18 protein-coding genes are annotated in these 18023 nt (G+C 38.7%); 3 read left to right on the forward strand and 15 right to left on the reverse strand.

All coding sequences use genetic code 11. The annotated features are described in order from the left end of the window. Window positions 1-20: 20 nt before the first annotated feature. The 14 genes from csrA to MHB51_RS08685 form a co-directional block, all read right to left on the reverse strand. Window positions 21-239 carry a carbon storage regulator CsrA gene (gene csrA, locus MHB51_RS08620; protein WP_342559409.1) on the reverse strand — a complete coding sequence of 73 codons (219 nt, stop codon included), beginning with the start codon at window positions 237-239 and terminating at the stop codon, window positions 21-23. Further along, on the reverse strand, window positions 239-682 hold the full coding sequence (gene fliW / locus MHB51_RS08625; protein ID WP_342559410.1) for a flagellar assembly protein FliW: 444 nt from the start codon (window positions 680-682) through the stop codon (window positions 239-241). The genes csrA and fliW overlap by 1 nt, the downstream gene beginning before the upstream one ends. 17 nt (window positions 683-699) lie before the next feature. Next, window positions 700-1266 carry a DUF6470 family protein gene (locus tag MHB51_RS08630; protein ID WP_342559411.1) on the reverse strand — a complete coding sequence of 189 codons (567 nt, stop codon included), beginning with the start codon at window positions 1264-1266 and terminating at the stop codon, window positions 700-702. Between the two features lie 73 nt (window positions 1267-1339). After that, window positions 1340-2257: a flagellar hook-associated protein FlgL gene (flgL, locus tag MHB51_RS08635; RefSeq protein ID WP_342559412.1), complete on the reverse strand. Its 918-nt coding sequence runs from the start codon at window positions 2255-2257 to the stop codon at window positions 1340-1342. A 34-nt stretch (window positions 2258-2291) separates the two neighbouring features. After that, window positions 2292-3872 (reverse strand): flagellar hook-associated protein FlgK, encoded by a 1581-nt coding sequence (flgK, locus tag MHB51_RS08640; RefSeq protein ID WP_342559413.1) that lies wholly within the window; start codon window positions 3870-3872, stop codon window positions 2292-2294. Between the two features lie 150 nt (window positions 3873-4022). Then, a complete protein-coding gene (locus MHB51_RS08645; RefSeq protein WP_342559414.1) occupies window positions 4023-4517 on the reverse strand; it encodes a flagellar protein FlgN in 495 nt (164 codons plus the stop codon). A gap of 32 nt (window positions 4518-4549) precedes the next feature. After that, on the reverse strand, window positions 4550-4810 hold the full coding sequence (gene flgM / locus MHB51_RS08650) for a flagellar biosynthesis anti-sigma factor FlgM (RefSeq protein WP_066165030.1): 261 nt from the start codon (window positions 4808-4810) through the stop codon (window positions 4550-4552). 388 nt (window positions 4811-5198) lie between these two features. Next, complete coding sequence (locus tag MHB51_RS08655) at window positions 5199-5612, reverse strand: TIGR03826 family flagellar region protein (protein ID WP_066165027.1); 414 nt, start codon at window positions 5610-5612, stop codon at window positions 5199-5201. A gap of 99 nt (window positions 5613-5711) precedes the next feature. Next, window positions 5712-6314, reverse strand: coding sequence for a phosphoribosyltransferase family protein (locus tag MHB51_RS08660; RefSeq protein ID WP_066165024.1), 603 nt, complete (start codon window positions 6312-6314; stop codon window positions 5712-5714). Then, the gene (locus MHB51_RS08665; RefSeq protein WP_342559415.1) at window positions 6307-7728 is read right to left on the reverse strand and encodes a DEAD/DEAH box helicase; all 1422 of its coding nucleotides are present in this window, start codon (window positions 7726-7728) and stop codon (window positions 6307-6309) included. The genes MHB51_RS08660 and MHB51_RS08665 overlap by 8 nt, the downstream gene beginning before the upstream one ends. A 41-nt stretch (window positions 7729-7769) precedes the next feature. Continuing rightward, a complete protein-coding gene (locus MHB51_RS08670; protein ID WP_066165021.1) occupies window positions 7770-8612 on the reverse strand; it encodes a DegV family protein in 843 nt (280 codons plus the stop codon). Between the two features lie 271 nt (window positions 8613-8883). Next, window positions 8884-9405, reverse strand: coding sequence for a nuclear transport factor 2 family protein (locus MHB51_RS08675; RefSeq protein WP_066165018.1), 522 nt, complete (start codon window positions 9403-9405; stop codon window positions 8884-8886). Window positions 9406-9940: 535 nt separating this feature from the next. Further along, window positions 9941-10615, reverse strand: coding sequence for a response regulator transcription factor (locus tag MHB51_RS08680; RefSeq protein ID WP_066165014.1), 675 nt, complete (start codon window positions 10613-10615; stop codon window positions 9941-9943). Window positions 10616-10645: 30 nt separating this feature from the next. Beyond that, window positions 10646-11800, reverse strand: a complete 1155-nt coding sequence (locus MHB51_RS08685; RefSeq protein WP_342473043.1) for a sensor histidine kinase — start codon at window positions 11798-11800, stop codon at window positions 10646-10648. Window positions 11801-12109: 309 nt separating this feature from the next. Between MHB51_RS08685 and MHB51_RS08690 the strand changes: the two genes are divergently transcribed. After that, on the forward strand, window positions 12110-12742 hold the full coding sequence (locus MHB51_RS08690; protein WP_066165011.1) for a YigZ family protein: 633 nt from the start codon (window positions 12110-12112) through the stop codon (window positions 12740-12742). Between the two features lie 140 nt (window positions 12743-12882). Continuing rightward, window positions 12883-13950 carry an LCP family protein gene (locus MHB51_RS08695; protein ID WP_342559416.1) on the forward strand — a complete coding sequence of 356 codons (1068 nt, stop codon included), beginning with the start codon at window positions 12883-12885 and terminating at the stop codon, window positions 13948-13950. 191 nt (window positions 13951-14141) lie between these two features. On the opposite strand, the gene MHB51_RS08700 is transcribed toward MHB51_RS08695, so the two are convergent. Next, window positions 14142-15185 (reverse strand): MraY family glycosyltransferase, encoded by a 1044-nt coding sequence (locus tag MHB51_RS08700; protein ID WP_066165005.1) that lies wholly within the window; start codon window positions 15183-15185, stop codon window positions 14142-14144. A 467-nt stretch (window positions 15186-15652) separates the two neighbouring features. Between MHB51_RS08700 and secA2 the strand changes: the two genes are divergently transcribed. Further along, window positions 15653-18022: an accessory Sec system translocase SecA2 gene (gene secA2 / locus MHB51_RS08705; RefSeq protein ID WP_066165002.1), complete on the forward strand. Its 2370-nt coding sequence runs from the start codon at window positions 15653-15655 to the stop codon at window positions 18020-18022. Window position 18023: the final 1 nt, after the last annotated feature.

Genomic DNA, 18023 nt, shown 5'->3' on the forward strand with positions numbered 1-18023 from the left:
TCGTAGGTATCTCCTTTTAATTAGTTTTTCTTTAATTTTTTCAATAAATCACTTGGTGCTGCTAACGCTTCTTTATTTTGTTCCTGTATTGCCTGAAATACTTCTGAGCGATGGACTTTTACAGACTTAGGTGCAATAATTCCTAGCTTTATTTGATCTCCTTCAACAGCTAGTATTTTCACCTCGATTTGGTCGCCAACCATTATCGATTCACCTGTTTTTCTAGATAGCACGAGCATTATTCAGCACTTCCTTCCATAGCGCCGATCGGATGGCGCAGAGGATACATTGTGCTATCCTGTAAAATAATTTGCTTGCCAATTTTCTTAGCCGTGTTAATCACAATTGGCGCAAGTAAATTCATCGTCGAATCCTGAAACGTTTCCTTTAAAGTTAAAATTGTATAGGCAATCACATCTTCTTCCTTTTCAACTTGTAAATCGACCTTTTCTTGTTCACTAATGTTAAACGCATAGTCATTTTTAAATGCAAATGGATACGCAAGCACAAACCCAAGCTCCTGCTGCTCAATAGATTGCAGGACCACTAGGGGTAAATCCGCGTCTAAAGGAAGTAGTACAAATTTTTGTGATTCCGGAAAACCCGGCAACCCTGCTTCAAATGTTAAAATATCTTGTTCATTAATTTCTACAGTCCCTAAAAACTTTGTTTCAATATTCATTTCGTTGCCCTCTCCTTTTAACCAATAACATCAATATCAACACGCGGTCTTTGTACCATTGTACCTGTTACTTTACCTGGTGTGTAGTCGTAAACAGGCTTATTAATTTTTACATCAATTTTCGGTTCATTACGCGTAATATTAACATCTACTGTTGCGGGCGTATATTTGATTTTTACAGAACCGATTGAAGGAACGAATTTAATATTATATGGTCCTGGACGTTTCGGACCTGTATTTTGCTTAGCAATTTGTTGAATAATAGCCCCCTCTTGCCCTTTCCCTGCATTTAACATCATTTGACGACCTTCCTGTACACGACGTGAAATACCTTTTAGAATTCCTTGGCGACCTTCCTGTGCATAACGTTTTACCATTTCAACTATTGGAAAATAACCTAAATCTCTACGTGCTTCTGATGAATCAATTTTCAAATCGCTCGGTGTCGTTCGAATTTCAACTGTTGCAGGAGGTTGGGAAATTGTTTGCTCTGCCTTTGGTTGACTAATGCGTTGCACAGGTTTTTGGATTTGCCAATCCATTTGAGCATCTGTTGTTGTTATTTGAATTTGTGGGAATCGCATTAATATCCCTACCTTTCAATAAAAGCGCTTGGCACAAGTCCAAACGCTTTTAATCTTTTCTATTACTTTACACTTATCGAATAAAATCTACTAATGTTTGTTGTATAATTTTTGCGCCAACTGATAAACCAGCTTGATGGATAGATTCTTGCGTCACAAGCTCTGTAATTGTAGCCGCATATTCAGTATCCTCATTCAACGACATTTGCTTTGTTACATTAACTTCATGTAAATCCAAACGCTGCTCCATTAATTCTACGCGATTTTGACGTGCCCCTACATCTGCTCGTTTTTCAAGTACTAAATTTTGTATTCCAGCTAATGAATCGTCTGTTCCAGCAGCTAAATCCCCAAGCAGGCCACCGATATACGTACCGTTATTATTAACATCCCCTGTTTCTAAGGCTTCTGAAATTTTACCAATTAAATCATCCACTTTTTCAAACATCTCTTGCCCAGGCGTATTGACATTAAGACGTACCGCTTCGAACACATCGATATCGACATTTGCGTTTGCACCATCAACTGTTAGGTTGGTATTTGGGACACCGTTCACATATAAAGGCATATCCGTATGAGTGCCTGCGAAAATATATTTGTCACCGACTTGGGTGTTAGCAATGTCTTTAAGCTGATTGCGAATTTGATCAATTTCCTGCTTCATTTTGTTACGGTCATCTTCCGTATTCGTGTCGTTAGCAGCCTGTACGACAAGCTCTTTCACACGATTTAAAATCTCTCCTGCCTGTCCTAATGCATCATCAGTAGTGTCTAACCAAGTATTTGCTTCTCCGATGTTTCGCTTGTATTGTGCTGTGCGGTCTAGCTCTGTACGATAAGACATCCCTTTAATTGCAATCACTGGGTCATCAGAAGGACGAGTAATTTTTTTACCAGAGTAAAGCTGCTCCTGTAATTTTCCTAGTTTACCGTAGCTTGTGTTTAAGTTACGTAACATATTGTTTGATAACATTGATTGTGTAACGCGCATTTTCCTTCTCCTCTCATTTATCTATTTAGCAAGGTTATAAACCTACGCGCCCCATTCCGTTAATAATTTTATCTAATGTTTCATCAACTACTGTAATCATACGAGCATTCGCATTGTATGCTTGCTGGAACATAATCATATTTGTCATTTCCTCATCAAGTGATACCGAACTCATTGCAGCTCGTTTATTTTCAACGCTTAAGCGTAGTGTACCAGAGTTATATTCATTACGAATCGATTCCTGACCTTTAACACCTAAGTCACCAATCATTGATTTGTAGAAGGATTGGAATGTTCCATTTTTCAAGTTTGTTCTAACTTCTGTTTGCAGTCTTGCCATTTCGAGAATATTTCCGTTATTCCCTTTTTCACCGTCCGTATTATTACTTGTATCAGAAGCAGCGATTTTATCCGCTTCTGTAATTAGTACACGAATTGTAGCGGCAGTTATACCAGCCGGATCAAAGAAGTCATCTCCTAAATTACCATCTAAATCTATTCCTAAACGATGCTGATTATTGATTACTGTGACAAATTCTTCAACAAGTGCATTTAAATTAGCTATAGCTTCTGGGTATAACCCTTGATTACCGCTATGTCCGTAAGAGTTAATATTGGATAAAAGCTTGCCTTTGCCTGATTCAAACGTGCTGTAATCATAGCTTTCATTTATGGCTAACACAGCACCCGAATTCAATTTATCGATTGGCGGCACGATATCTGCTAATGCACTACCTTTCCAATCAACAAGCATTTCTGTAAAGGGCTCGAGCGGTTCTGTTCCATTGATTTTACCACTAGCATTATTAATGCTAATTTCTGCAAACTCTTTACCATGTACGAGTATTATTGGCTCCGCGCTGCCTACTGGGCGGTATGTAATAGTTAAACTCCCTTCCGATACAGGGCTAGCATTTCCACCTGACGGTACACGCTCCACTTGTACGGGTAAATATTCGTTCAGCCTATCTACAAGTACATCGCGCGCATCATATAAATCATTTGTCACATAGCCGTTCGGTTCAACCGCCATAATTTGTCTGTTAATATCCGCAATTTGTCGAAGCAAAGAGTTTACTGTATTCGTATCCGCTTCGATTTGTGCACCGATATTACTTTGAATTGTTTTTAATTGCTTGTCCGTATAGTTGAAAGACTCTGCTAATGCACGTGCTTTTGCAATAAGCACCTGTCTTGCTGCTGTATCTTTTGGATTTGTGACTACATCCTGCATCGCCTGCCAAAAGTTGTCGAATGATTTATTTATACCAAATTCAGAAGGCTCAGATAAAATATCTTCCATTTGCTCGATTGCCTTTGTTTGTTCCTCCCAATAGCCAAGTTTATTCGTTTCTTGGCGATATTGGCGGTCGATAAATTCGTCACGAACGCGTTGAACAGAGTGAGCCTCTGCCCCCGTTCCTAAGTGTCCAGGCATTTTGGGTGAATTTAAGCCTGGTGATGGGTAACCTGGTAATGCTTGCATATTTACACGTTGGCGTGAGTAGCCTAATGTATTAGCGTTAGCGATATTATGACCAGTTGTATAAAGTGCTGATTGCTGTAAAAATAGGCCTGATTTATTTATTTCTAGTCCCATAAATGTTGAACGCATAGTGTTCCTCCTTTAAATTCATAAGAAAGTCGCTAAATCTAGTGTTTTGCTATTTTCAAAGAGCACTCTCTATTTTAAAGGGTGTGCTCTTTATAGAAGCACACCCGGCAACGTCCCAAAAGCTATACACAGCTTTTGGGACACTCCTCTCTATGCTTGTGAGTCGAAGTATGTTACTTTTTTTTGATTTGATTGACCGCGCACTTCATCGCCTGAATAGTTAAAGGCATCTGGACGTGTGGGGCGGAATGGCTCTAATTGGATATTGATAAATTGCAAAGATTGATAGACGAGCTTTTGGTTTAAATCGTTTTGCACTTTAAGCTCAGTTAATAATGTGAGCAAGCGTTCCCTCGTAGCGATTAGCTGCTGCTTTTCCTCTTCACTATCGATGGCGTCAATTAGCTCGGCTACAGTTGGGTTGTCAGTGTAAGCAATTCCTTTTGCTCGGAGGTAATCCGTTACCATCAACTGACGCTGTTGCTCAAGTGTAGTGATCGCCGCTACATGTGCCTGCTCCGTTTTAATTAATTCATCTAGTGCTTCTATATCGTTCGCTTTAATAATGTCTGTTTTTTTATGTGCAAGCTCCAATAAGCTTTTGTGCATGCGCTCTAGTTTTTCAAGTGTGGATAGCACTGACATATCATATGAGCTCCTTTATTTCAAAATTATGCTTAGAATCGGTAATATTTCAGCATATCCTCAGCCACTTGCCTTGCATTCACTTTATATTCACCTGACTGAATATCAGCCTTTAGCTGTTGTACGCGAACAGCACGCTCTGTATTGTAATCAGCCGTTACTTGCATTTCCTTAGCAGCTGAAGAAATCTCAATTTTATCTGCAAAAGATGCTGCTTTTTCTTCGTTTTTAGTAACTCGTGGCTGGGCATTGTATGGATTAATCGCTCTCAAATTTAATGGATTAATTTTCATACTATATATCCTCCCTTCAATTTCCTTCTACATTATATTTCGGTTTGTAGATGAAATTGTTTAATTAATATTTTTTGATTAAGGATTTAACACGCCCACGCGAAAAATATAATCATCAGTGCAACAGGCAGATAATTGTTTCTTCGTTTAATATTTATTTACCCTTTTGAAAATTTCGGATAGTTATTCTACGTTTTATGGGATTTATTCTACGTTTTTCAGGGGGATTCTAAATTTCTGAGGGTTTCTTCTACGTTCTCAAGATTATTCATAGCACTCACTTCAAAAGCGGATGTTCGTTTTGTTTCTTTCACTGAGGTTTCTCTCATTCTAGCTTGCGTCCAAAAAGCCGGCTATGCACGGCTTTTTAGACGTCTCTACGGTTTCTTTATTTCTTTCTATCTGCTAAATATGTGCCTTTCTCACGTTGCACTACATTTTCACGGAATTCTTTTGCTGCGTCAAATGTGCGTAACTCGGATTTCAATTCATTTTGACAATTGTCACAGAGCTTGCCCGATGTCGTTAAACGCCCACAGTTATCACAAGGATAGCCTAAGTTTGGAAATAATGCTGGATGCAAGCGGCCTTTACGTACCCATTTATAGAGCAAATCTTTTTTTACACCTGTCGCCTCTTCAATTCGGTCGACATTAGCCGCACGATTTTCACGTTTACGTAAAAAGCGATAGACAATTTGATACATGTCTTCTTCCTTTTGTGCACATTTGTAGCATACATCTCTTAAACCTGTGTAATTAAAAAACTCATTGCATTCTGGACAATTTCTAATCTCCGCCATAATGTTTTCCTCCTAAATGCTACGTTTAATTTCCTCCATTATACAATAAAGTGAATCTTCAATCCATGAGCTTTTCATACATCACGGATTGTTTGAATTTTATCCTTTTATTAAAACTATCGCGGTTACGCTTTCTGCCCCTGCGTCAAGCAACGCCCTTTTGGCATGTGCAATCGTCGTACCAGTCGTTACAATATCATCTACAATAATATAATGCTTAGCAGTTAATTGTTTTTGATGAGCGATACGAAAAAGCGGAGCTACTTGTTGCCGCTCCAGTTTGCTTTTACCAACTTGCGTTTCTACCGTTGTTTTTTCAAGTAAATGCTCATAAGGTATTTCAGCCGCATGCAGTAGCTCATCAATATGAGCAAATGTACGCTCCTTCTTTTTTAGTGGATGCATTGGTATCGGTACAATTATTTCGCTACGCTTGCTTAATAAATCATGTAATTCCTGTCGAAAAACTTTTGCTAGTATAATATCTTGTAAAAACTTATATTGCCTTAAAAAGTTTTTCATTGCTTCATTATATTGAAAAATAGCATAGAGCCCCTCCTTTTGATAATTTACAAGCTCAAATTTTAGCTTGCAGCGTTCACAAATAACAGGAGCTAATCTTCGTTCAAATAACGTTTGCCAAGTTATTATTTGTTGTAGCTCTCGCTCACAAAGCAAACAGTTTATTATTTCTTTATTCATTCGACACCTCATTTAAACGCAGAATTTCTCGCTTCGCTAAATCCATTTCTAGCGAGATACCATGATAAAAAAATACGACATCCCCTGTCGGATACAGCTCACTACGTCCAACACGCCCTGCAATTTGAATAAGTGCGTCTGCAGTAAAAATGGGACTTTCTGCACCAACAACAGCGACCTGTAAGTTAGCAATCGTAATGCCTCTTTCTAAAATTGTCGTCGTTAATAAACCTAGAATTTCTTCGTTGCGTAATTGCTGGACTTTTTCTTTACGTGTCGGATCTTCAGCATGCACAGCTAAAATATTCGTATCTAGCTGTTGAAAGAGCGAGTGAGCTTGCTCTAACATTTCAATCGTTGGGAAAAAAATGAGAAATGGTTTCTTTGCAATAATTTGTTGTTCCGTCCAATGCTGAAGTGGCTTTGGTAGCTTACCTTTTTTTAGGTGCTGTTTATAGCCCCATAATGGCTGAAATCGTGGAATAGGTAGTGGATAATCATGGTAGCGCTTCGATATAAACGAATAACCCTCACAAATTTGGAGTAATTTAGCGTCTGGAGTGGCGGTTACAAAAGCAACCGGGGCATCCTTCTTTTTCGCTTTATACACAGCTTTTTGCAGTACTTCATCAAAGCGATAAGGAAAGGCGTCAGCTTCATCGACAATCATCACATCAAAGGCGTCAACAAAGCGATATAGCTGATGGGTGGTCGCAATAACAAGCTGTGCATAGCCATGCTGATTTTGCGCTCCCCCGTATAATGCATGAATTACTGTTGTAGGAAATACTTGCTGAAGTCGCGGGGCTAATTCTAATACGACATCTGTACGGGGTGTCGCGATGCAAATGCGCTGTCCCTTTTGTAGTGCTCTATAAATAGGCTGAAAAAGAATTTCACTTTTCCCTGCTCCACATACCGCATGTAATAGATGCGAGCGCTTGTTCATAATGCTGCTCGCTAACTCAAGCGATGCTTGTTGCTGCAATTTTGTCAGTGTGCCAGCCCAATTAAATTGATGTTTTTTTAAAGCACGGAAAAATGACCTCCCCCATGTCAATAGCTGTGTACAGCTCGAAATTCTCCCCATTACAATGCAATGTCGACAATAAGTGCAAGTTTGCTCACATTTCGCACAATAAAAATGAATGAATTTTCTCTGCTCTTCATTGAAACAACGCTCACACCGATAACGCCTCCTCCAAAAACTATTCGTTACCGAAATTGCTTCATGTGTTTTAAAAAATCCACGCTTTATATATGACTCGATTACTTCCTGTCCAAAAGGTAGGTCTTCTCTACGCATAATACGACCTTCCATTAAGTTTACTAGCGCAGGGTCAATAAGCAGCCCTATATAATGCGCTTTTTTTGTTTTTCTTAAAATATATATCAACTCCTTTTTACTACTCAAAACAAAAAGCCTCTACATTCAATGTAGAGACTTTTGAAATGTTATTTTTTTAACCAGCCTACTGCGAGTGCGCCTTCGCCTAAATGCGTGGCAATGACTGGACCAAAGTAGCTTAACTTGAAGCTTGTATTTGGGTGTTTTGCCTGCAATTGCGCCATCAGCTCTGCTGCCTCTTCCTCACAATTGCCATGGATTACTGCTACTTGCAGGTCACCATGCTTTTCAACCGCCTCGGCCAGCAACTCTTCCACACGACGCAGTGCTTTTTTGCGCGTGCGAATTTTTTCATATGGCACGATTACTTTGTCCACAAAATGTAGGACAGGCTTTACCTGTAGCAAGCCACCAATCAATGCAGCTGCCGCAGATAAACGACCGCCGCGCTGTAGATGCGCTAAGTCATCAACGATAAAGTAAGCATTCAACGTTGGTCTTAAATTTTCTAAATGAGCTATAATGTCCTCTACAGTGGCGCCCTGTTCGACCATTTTAGCTGCTTCCAACACATACATCCCTTGTATTGCACAAGCTATTTCGCTGTCAAAAGCTGTTACTTTAATGCCTTCAACCATATCAGCAGCTTGTACTGCCCCTTGGTATGTACCGCTTATCCCACTAGATAAATGAATGGAAATGACTTCATCATAATCTTTTGCAAGCTGTTCGAATAACTCGACAAATTTGCCAACTGGTGGCTGTGTTGTTTTTGGGAAAACCTTTGAGTTTCGCACTTTATCATAAAATTCAGAAGTCGTAATTTCGACCTCTTCTTCATAGCTACCATCTTCTAAATTGACACTTAGAGGAATCATATGAATATTATAACGGCTACGTTCCTCTGCTGTTAAATAGGCTGTACTGTCTGTTACAATTGCAATTTTCATCAATTATTCCACTCCTCTGCCATCCTCAATTACGCCTCAGCTAACTCGAGTCCAGATTTTTTCGAGCTAATTGGTGGAGTTAACCTAAAACCGTCACGTCCTGTGACATCCGCCGGAGGCTTTATTTTGATTCAGCCATCCGTTGAATGAAAAGCCATTTAAGCATTCATCTCGCCCTATGTAAGGTGGGAGCTTTTTTGCTGAATCAAGATAATTCTACCTTATGTAGCTTCAAAGTGGAACATGAATTTATATGAAACATTATATTGGCTTATTCATTACCGATATAAAAAACGCTCGTTACTTTCCATGCTCCGTCTTCATTTGCTAAAACTGTTACTTGACGGCCTTTACTCGAAAGCGCTGTTCCAGTTTCATCCTCAGTCATTTCAATTTCTAAATTTGCATATACTTGTGCTTCATTTTCTTCATATTTGATAATCGTAATATTGTCCGCTTGACGATTAATTGTATAGGAATTAAAAACTTTTGTCGCCTCTACTAAATCCTTTTCATAATCAAAGCCTGTTGCATTTTTGGAAAGTGTCGCACTGTAGCGATCAAGATCCTCATCATTAAACGCTGCAATATACTCATTGAAGACCCCGATTATTTTCTCTCTTTCCGCATCTGGTACATCCGGTGCAGCTTCGACTTTGTCCCCCATTACCTCAAAGCCAACCGTACCCTTTTCAATAATATCAGCTGTTTGCTCCGCGCTTAGCTGTTCCTCTGTATCTCCACATGCTGCTAACCCAAAAGCTGCTATTAGCATTATCAACCATTTTTTCATCTTCCTCAAAACCTCCTGCGCACATATTGTAGCATATATCATGCACATCTGCTTATTTAATATTCCGTTTCATATAGACGCATTAGCTAGTAGGAGGTTTCATCTCGATTTCGAAATTTTTTAGCATTTATGAAGCTGTACCTTGCACTTTGGTGGCTCCTCGCTCCTTAAGTAGCTGGGAGGTTCATTTTATTTGCGACTTGCCACGATTTATTTGCGGCTTCTCGATTATATTTGCAACTTACCCATTTTATTTGCGGCTTGCCTCCGTTTATTTGCGACTTCTCGATTATATTTGCAACTTGCCTCGGTTTATTTGCAACTTCCCGATTATATTTGCGACTTGCCTCGGTTTATTTGCAACTTCCCGATTATATTTGCGACTTGCCCATTTTATTTGCGACTTCTCGAATATATTTGCGGCTTGCCTTGTTTTTAGACGGCTAGCCGGATTTTATCAGTTTCCCCTTGTTTTCAGGTAGAATAAAATTAGGGCTAGGGAGAAAGTTTAAACTTTCTCCCTAGCCCTTTGTTTTTAGCGTACCTCTACCCAGCCGCTTTTAATTGCTGTTACTACAGCTTGAGTACGGTCGTTTACATTCATTTTTTGTAAAATGCTTGATACATGGTTTTTTACCGTTTTTTCAGAAATATAAAGTGTCTCGCCGATTGTACGGTTGCTTTGTCCATCCGTAAGAAGCTGTAATACTTCACATTCACGCTTCGTTAACAAATGGAATGGTCGGCGAATTTCTGTTTGATGGAAGTTGCCATTATTTTCGTGCTCAGACAGACGACGGAATTCGGCAACTAAATTTTTCGTTACTTTTGGATGTAAGTAAGAGCCTCCGTTTGCTACAACTTTAATCGCCTCTACAATTTCATCTGCATCCATTTCCTTTAGCATATAGCCAAGTGCACCTGATTTTAATGCATGCGTAACATAGGATTCGTCATCATGAATCGATAACATAATTACTTTTGCATCTGGGAACTCATCGATTAATTCGCGCGTAGCCTCTACGCCATTTTTACCTGGCATATTAATATCCATTAAGACAACATCTGGCGTATTCGTGCGATATAAGCTTACCGCATCCACACCATCATCACCTTCTGCTACTACATCGAAAGTATCCTCAAAATCTAAAATGCGTTTGACACCTTCACGGAAAAGTTGATGGTCATCTATAATTACAATTTTCGTCATAAATATTTCCCCCTAATTTTCACTTATAATCTATATTTCGTCATTTTGAAAAGGTATTTTAAATGTTACAAGTGTGCCTTTTCCAATTTCGCTTCGAATATTCATTTTACCATTTAAAATGTCAATTCGTTCCTTCATACCGATAATGCCAAATGACTGGTCCTTTATCAGTTCCTTATCGAAACCGACACCATTATCTTTCACGCTAATATTAACGTCGCGCTTCAACCACTCTAGCTTTACGGATATTTCTGTGCTTTTTCCATGCTTAATAGCATTTGTCGTACATTCTTGAATTAATCGGAAAATCGCCACTTCATAATTTGTATCCAATCTTTTTTCCTGATTAAACGTTTGGAATTGAATATTAACACCCTCATTATACTCCATAACCGTTGATAAATACTTCTTCAATGTCGGTAAAATACCTAAATCATCCAATGCCATTGGGCGTAAATCGTAGATAATACGGCGCACCTCTGACAAGGCCTCACGCACATTTAACTTCAAATGTGCAATTTCCTCAATTGCCGCATCCATACCTTTTTCACGGTAAATACGCTCGATTAAATCTGAGCGCATTAAAACATTTGCCATCATTTGTGCAGGTCCATCATGTATTTCACGCGACAGACGTTTTCGCTCTTCTTCCTGCGCAGCTAAAATTTTTATGCCAAAGTCCTGCTTAATTTTCGCTTGCTCAAGCGCTTGACCTACATCCCTTAAATCTGATGTTAAATAATTGACGACAACATTTACTTGATTGACAATTTGATCAGCCCGTTTTATCGTATCATAGAGTATTTTCATTCGTCTTTCCAAATCATCGCGTCGTTCGCGCAACTGTTTTTCCTTTTCTTGAACGAGCATATATTGTATTTGGAAATTATTAGCCGTTTCGTATGCTTCACGCACCTGCTCTTCTGTGAACGTATTGAATGCTTTACTTACTACAACAAGGCGCTGCTTTGCGAGCTGTGTAGTTCTTTCTAAGCAATCTGTTTCGTCGATAACTACTGCGATTTCTTCTCGAATAGCTGCCAATTCTTTTTGCATTTCTTCGAAGTTTCGTTGACTTTGTTCACTTATAATAAATATATCATTTTTAGAGCTCATAATTGTTTCAAGCATGCGATTAAAAATAACATCGAGTGAGGCGATATCAAATTTTTCATTTAAAAACACCAAATCTCCCCATTCTCATTGGACATCTATATGTGCTGTATTGAATCAAACTTTACATATAGTTCATGATTATTGTCAAACAATAACACCCTAATTTAGACCGATAGAAGATCTATTTTTCCAGCCGCAATAGGAATTTTAGCCTTTATTTTTAAAAGTAGCTTTCCGCATTAGCTACTATAAAAATATCTTATAATATAGGGCAGAAAAAATAAATCTTATTTATATGTATCGTACTAATTATTATACTTTTAAATTATTACTTCACAAATACATTATTTTCTATACATTTTTAAGGGAGGAAATACAATGCGAAAAGATTATTCAACTGTTAAAGGTTTTGGTGAAAGGGAGATTGTCATTTCAAAATCACGCTTTATTGCTTATGTCGAGCGTGCCGAAACAGAACAGGAAGCCATTGATTTTATAGATAAAATAAAAAAAATGCATCCTTCTGCCACACATAATTGCTCCTGCTATTTAATAGGAGAGCATGACAATATTCAAAAAGCAAACGATGATGGGGAACCAAGTGGTACAGCAGGCGTCCCTATGTTAGAAGTGTTAAAGAAGCAAGGCTTAAAGGATACCGTCGTTGTCGTAACACGCTATTTCGGTGGCATAAAGCTTGGCGGCGGTGGATTAATTCGTGCTTATGGGAAGGCAACTACTGAAGGACTCGATGCCGCAAAAGTCGTAGAGCGCAAATTACATCATTTGATGCAAGTGTCTATTGACTATACATGGCTAGGTAAAGTAGAAAACGAGGTACGAAATTCGCACTATACTTTAAAAGAAATCCAGTATGCAGATGCTGTCGAAGTATTTGTTTACGTTTTAAAGGATGAAGAAGAAGCTTTTGCTGAATGGATGACTGAATTGACGAATGGGCAAGCGCAAATCGCCTGTGTCGACAAACAATTTATCGAGTTTATCCTTTAAAGCACCAGGAGATTTTGAAGACTCTCCTTATTTTCGCTTTTTCCGTTTACTGATACGGTACAGCATAGTATAATTAATAGTATTGTAAATTTGCACAAGGTTAAATGATATATTCCTAACATATTTAGAGGAGAATGAAAATGAAACGGTCAAAGCAAAAAGAGAAGAAGCCTTCGAAGCTTTCTCTCGCTCTTAAAATAACATTAATATTAGCCGCATCTTTATTAATTTGCGTCACAACTTACGGCATGTACTTAACGAAAAAAGCAGAACATGCGGTTGAACAAGCATATGAAGAAATCGAAAATCGCGAAGTTTCAACAAAACGTCCTACTGAAGTGAAGGTGGAGCCTATACAAGATAATGTTTCTGTATTATTCGTAGGGATTGACGATAGTGAACAACGTGGTCAAGGTGAGGGCTCTAGATCAGATGCATTGCTGCTTGCTACATTAAATAGAACGACAAAAACAGTAAAGCTTTTAAGCATTCCACGTGATTCTTATGTTTATATTCCTCACATAGGCTATAAAGATAAAATTACCCATGCTCACGCATTCGGTGGTACGCTTGCAACGATTGAAACGGTCGAAGAATTATTCGATATTCCCGTTGATTATTATGTTCGTATGAATTTTAACGCCTTTATTGATGTTGTAGATGCTCTTGGTGGTATCGAGGCAGAAGTACCATATGCTATGCTTGAAAAGGATGAATTCGATCGCAATACAGTCAATTTACAGCCTGGCATACAGCATTTAAACGGGCGCGAGGCATTAGCATTGGCACGTACACGTAAACTCGATAGTGACGTAGAGCGTGGTAAACGTCAGCAGGAGATTTTAAAGGCTATTGCACAGCAAGCGGCTTCCGTATCATCAATCATGAAATATGATGAAGTAATTGATGCGGTTGGCGCAAACATGAAAACAAACATGACATTCAAAGAAATGAAAGGTTTCTTCAGCTATTTAACACAAGGTGTGCCTCGTATTGACTCGCTGTCAATAGAAGGCTATGACGATATGTCTACTGGTATATATTACTATCAGCTTGATGAGCAATCTTTAGAAGATATAAAAGTAATTTTAAAAAGCCATCTCGGCCTAACAGATGATGCAATAAACTCTTCAAACGGTTCATCATTAGCAGGCAATGGCTCGGAGCAAACACAATCAGAATCATCTACAGTGCCTAACCAGCAATAATATATTTGAAAAGGACTGTTTAAAAGCAGGCGCATACGCCACTTTTAGACAGTCTTTTTATTTGCCAAGCGAGCGAAGTCTAAAAAAATGAGGTCCCCTTAATGTACCAGAAATATAGCATTTATTTAAGTTAAGAAAACAAAAAACATCTGAAAAGCGTGCAAAGCACTGCTTTTCAGATGTTTCTCATTTTATTTATTAAAAATACGTACTAAGTTTAACAATGGTTTGTAATTTTTCCCTGCTAAGCCGATTACTTCGACAAATAACTCAATTGCCACTAAGATGACTGTCACTAATAAAATAGCGCCCCATACTGTCGACATTGAGAAGATAACTGCCGCTAAACCAAACATACTTGCAATACCGTAAATAATTAACACTGTTTGACGGTGCGAGAAGCCCATATCAAGCAAGCGATGATGTAAATGTGATTTATCTGGATCCGACCATTTTTGCTTCATGCGCAATCGACGCACAATCGCGAAAAATGTATCAGAAATTGGTACACCTAACATAATAACAGGAATAATAAATGAAATAACCGTTACATTTTTAAATCCTAATAAGGAGAAAACGGCAATCATAAAGCCTAAAAATAGCGCACCTGTATCACCCATAAAAATTTTAGCTGGGTGGAAATTATAAAATAAAAAGCCCAGTGTACTCGCTGCTAAAATAGCCGCCATTACAAGTACAAAAATATTACCCATACTTAAAGCCATTCCTGCAAGTGTAATTAAAGCAATCGTTGATACACCTGCTGCTAGACCATCAAGACCATCAATTAAATTAATGGCATTCGTAATTCCTACAATCCAAATAATTGTAAATGGAATGCTTAAAAAACCAAAATCTAAAATACCACCGAACGGTAAATTGATGAAATCAATATCAATACCGCCTACAAATACGATAACTGCCGCAGCAGCAATTTGTCCGATTAACTTAGCCTTTGCGGAAATTTCATACATATCGTCGATAACACCAGTTGCAACAATAATCGTCGCTCCTAAAATAATTGCTAGCGTATATTCACTCTCTGGTCGCAATACAGCTACTCCGATTAAAAACGCACCAAAAATAGCTAGTCCACCTAACCTTGGCATAATTCGAGCATGCACTTTACGGTAGTTTGGCGCATCAACAGCACCTATTCGAAAGGCTAAACGCTTCACAAGTGGAGTTAGTACAATGGCCGCAATAAACGCGACAATTAAAGACACGTAAATCATGTCTCTCCTCCTTAAATTTAATCGTCATAATCAATTACGCCTCGGCGTAATTGGTCCAGATTTTTTCGAGCAAGCGTGGAAAAGTGCTTCAAAATCCGTGACATCCGCCGGGGGCTTTATTTAGATTTAGTGAGCATATCGCTGCTCACGTTAGTGAAATGTCAATTAGCATTCATTTCACTATCTGCAGGGCGGACGTTTTGTATTTGCCGCTTCCTTTTCTAACCAAGATAATATACTGAATCTAAATAAACCATGATAATTATAACACGTTTAATATACAAAATATAGCGTTTCTCTCGCAAATTACTGTATATTATCTGCAATTTGGTGAAAACTATACCTTTGCCTCTTTCTCTCACTGATTGTTCATGCAGCCATGAGTAGTAATATAGCTGATTTTCTGATAGAATAAGCTAGTGTCTGCTAGCTATTTTAAGGAGACAACTTTAAAGGAGCGTAATAAAATGTTCTCAATTTTTAAACGGAATAAAGAGCAAACAAGTGCTCGCGAATTAAAACGATACTATAAAATAGTAGATCAAATTAATGCACTTGAAGCAACATATGCTGCAATGTCAGATGAAGAACTACAAGGCATGACTTTGAAATTTAAAGAACGCATTGAAAATGGCGAAGAAGTTACAGCAATTATCCCTGACGCATTTGCTGTCGTTCGTGAAACATCTAAGCGTATTTTAAATATGCGCCACTTCGATGTGCAATTAATCGGTGGTTTAGTATTAACAGAGGGTAATATCGCAGAAATGCCTACAGGTGAAGGGAAAACATTAGTCGCATCCCTCCCATCTTATGTGCGCGCACTAGAAGGTAAAGGCGTACACGTCATTACTGTAAATGATTATTTAGCAAAGCGCGACTTCGAATTAATTGGACAAATTCACCGCTTCCTCGGCTTAACAGTCGGCTTAAACGTACCTATGATGGAGCAAGGTGCAAAAAAAGATGCTTACAATGCTGATATTACATACGGTGTCGGCACAGAGTTTGGCTTCGACTATTTACGTGACAATATGGCACATTCGATTGCTGATAAAGTACAGCGCCCATATCATTTTGCGATTATCGATGAAGTAGACTCGGTATTAATCGACGAAGCAAAAACACCTCTTATTATTGCAGGTAAAATGTCGGCAAATGAAGAGTTGCATCGTATCGCTGCGATGCTAGCGAAGCGCTTTGTAAAGGATGAGGACTACGATTTTGACGACGAAACAAAGGCCACTTCTTTAACAGATCAAGGTATCGAAAAGGTAGAGGCGGCATTTGGTGTTGACAACCTTTACGATTTAGAGCATCAAACACTTTATCACTACGTTATTCAAGCTGTACGTGCCCACGTAATGTTTGAGCGCGACGTTGACTATATCGTGCGTGATAATAAAATTGAGCTTGTGGATATGTTTACAGGTCGCATTATGGAAGGCCGAACATTATCTGACGGCTTGCATCAAGCAATTGAAGCAAAGGAAGGCGTCGAAATAACAGAGGAAAATAAAGCACAAGCACAAATTACCATTCAAAACTATTTCCGTATGTATCCGAAATTGTCAGGGATGACGGGTACAGCAAAAACTCAGGAAAAGGAAATTTTAGAAGTATACAATATGCGCGTCATTCAAATTCCAACGAATAGACCACGAAAACGTATCGACCAAACAGATATCGTCTTCGAAACAATTGAAGACAAATATGAGTATGTAGCGCAAGAAACGCTGCGTCGCCATGAAAAAGGACAGCCTGTACTAATTGGTACAACTTCTATTTTACAATCTGAAAAAGTATCACAGTACCTAAAAAAATATAGCTTACCGCACCAGCTCTTAAACGCAAAAACGGTGGAGCAAGAAGTAGAGCTTATTTCTGAGGCTGGGCAAAAAGGACGTATTACTGTTGCGACAAACATGGCGGGACGAGGTACTGATATCGTTTTAGGTGAAGGTGTTGAGGCGCTTGGTGGTCTTTTGGTTATCGGTACAGAAAAGCATGAAAGCCGTCGTGTGGATAATCAATTACGTGGACGCTCTGGTCGTCAAGGCGACCCTGGTGAAAGCCAGTTTATTTTATCAATAGAGGACGATATGTTTAAACGCTTCGCTAAAGATGATGTGGAAAAGTTCCGTAAAAAAATGATTGTCAACGATATTAAGCGCGTTGAGAATAAAGATATTATCGAGCTTATTAATCGCACACAGCGCATCGTAGAAGGTGCTCATTTCTCCATGCGTGAATACAATTTAAAGCTAGATGATGTCATTAATGACCAACGCAAAATCATTTATGATTTACGCGATAGAGTGTTAGCAGGTGAGGATTTACTTGCACTCATTACACGTATGATGTATGAAACGGTTGATTTTGCAGTACGCGATAATGCACCAGAGGAAGCCGACCCGCTTGAATGGAATTTCGATAAAATGGAGCAGACGGTTAACACTTTATTTTTAACAGACGTTACTATCGACCGAACAGAAACAAAAGTAACTAAAATTTTAGATTCGTTGAATAGCAGTGTATTTGAGTTACGTGACTTTATCGAAAGCTATGAGAGCAACGAGCAAGTGATGCGTGTCATCCCACAAGTTGTATTAAGCTATATTGACGCAACATGGGTAAAACATTTAGAGCAAATGACGCATTTAAAAGAAGGTATCGGATTACGTCATTACCAGCAAGAAGACCCAATGCGTATTTACCAACGTGAAGGCTTAGAGTTATTCGGTAAAAACTATCAGGAACTGCGCCGTAGCATTGTAGAAGAACTTGTAGCATTTATGAAAAATCTTTCAATGATTGAAGAGCAGGAGGAACTATAAA

It is taken from the genome of Metasolibacillus sp. FSL K6-0083 (assembly GCF_038630865.1).
GTDB lineage: Bacteria > Bacillota > Bacilli > Bacillales_A > Planococcaceae > Metasolibacillus > Metasolibacillus fluoroglycofenilyticus.